Origin of the sequence: Dietzia sp. DQ11-44, assembly GCF_014145205.1 — a bacterium.
Lineage (GTDB): Bacteria > Actinomycetota > Actinomycetes > Mycobacteriales > Mycobacteriaceae > Dietzia > Dietzia natronolimnaea.
Window position 1 is genome coordinate 1 of the sequence record NZ_JAALEC010000088.1, and the last position, 1,685, is coordinate 1,685.

General features: G+C 69.4%; 1 protein-coding gene. It reads right to left on the reverse strand.

What is annotated here, in order from left to right; translation table 11 throughout:
• Window positions 1-186: 186 nt before the first annotated feature.
• A partial coding sequence (locus G6018_RS02665; RefSeq protein ID WP_182638645.1) for an IS1182 family transposase occupies window positions 187-1,685 on the reverse strand: 1,499 nt, incomplete at its 5' end.

A 1,685-nucleotide genomic window follows, 5' to 3' on the forward strand; every position in this document is an offset into this window, starting at 1 on the left:
CTAGGAGACTGCTGAACAAGCTGTGATCTTGGCCGCGAGAGCGGTGGGCGGGGTGGGGGCATGGCGGTGTGGCTTTTTCGCGGCTGCGGGGGCTGAGGTATCTGGTCCGGAGATGGGATCTGGCCGGTGGCCGCGGGTCGTGTTCGGCGGTCTGCCGGGGCGGGAGTCCTCGCCCGGGCGGGCTGGTCAGGCCAGGGCCCAGGTTCCGTTCTGGTGGGTCAGGCCCATCGAGAGCAGTCGGCGCAGGTTCAGGGCGGCAACGCGGTGGTGGAGCCAGTTGTTGTTCTTGTCGACCCCGCGGTACGGCACGCGGCGAGCGCCTCGGGTCAGCCAGGCGATCGAGCGTTCCACCATCGGTCGGTGCTGGCGGTAGACGGTTTGGAAGTCCTCGCCGCTGGCGCGTTGGCGGTGCTGGCGTTGCAGCAGGTGGTGCTCACCGAGTTCTACTTTGCGGCCGGCGGCTGAGGTGGTGCATCGCTGGCGCAGGGGGCAACCACGACACGCCACGCCGAACGTGGCGTTGCCCTTCGCCGAGAGCCGTCGCGTGATGTTGCCGGGACAGGTCAGCGTGCCCGCCGCCGCATCGAAAGTGAAGTCATCGAGGGTGAACCCGCCCTCGACCGCGGGCCGTAGCGGCCACGGCTTAACCAGGGGCAGCCATCCTTTACCGGCGAGGGTGCCCAGCATGTCGCCGCTGGCATAGGCGGAATCGCCGAGCACCTCGATCTGCTCGCCGGCGCCGATGGTGGGATCGGCGGTGACCAGCCCCGCACCGACCGCGGCATCCGAGTTGGCCGGGCCGTTCGTCTTGGTCAGCGAGCACATCGTGGTCAGGCCGGTGTCGGGTTCGACCACGATGTGGGCCTTGAACCCGTCCTGGCGGCGTTGTCGGGTCTTGTGTGCGTGCCGGGCATCGGGGTCCACGGTGGAGATCACCCGATCCGGCGCGGTGCGGCGGGCGATACGCCACCGCCCGTCAGTGCCATCAGAACCGTCGGCCGGCTCGACGTCCTGGCCGGCCACCAACGCCAACAGCGCCACCGCCTCGGCCGGTCTGCCCCCGGCGGCGGTGATCGCCTCCACATCCAGAGCCTCAAGCAGTGCCAGAGCATCGCCCACCAGGGCGGAAACGAGCTCGTCCCGGGCAGCCTGGTCATCCCAGGCGATGCGGGGCTTACCGGCGACGGTGTAGTCCTGCCCGCACAGCGCCGCCAACCGGGTGCACTCGGTGGAGATAAACTCTCTCGCCCCGGGCACCTCGCGGCCCACCCGGCGGATCTGCGCGATGAGCTGGGCGATCGTGTCCTGACGGGCCACCGCGTCATCCAGGACCGTCGAGTCCAGGGCGCGGCGGGTCTTGGTCCTGACCGCACCGGTCTCGGCGATGACCTGGCGTACCACCTCGAAGATCCGCTGCGGTCGGTCACTGGCGGCCAGCCGGCGCCGCCAATACGTCAACGTCGACGAATCGAAACCCTTCGCATCGACCGCGTACCCGCACGCGGCTTTCCACCGCAGGTCGAACGTCAACGCATCGACCGCCTCCCGATCGGAGTGCCCGAACAAGGCTTGCAGCACGATCACCGAGGCGATCACCTCACCCGGGATCGACGGCCGGCCCCGGCCAGAGGGAAACAGGTCGGCGAACAACTCGCCCGGGAACAGGCGGTCACGATGCTCGGCCA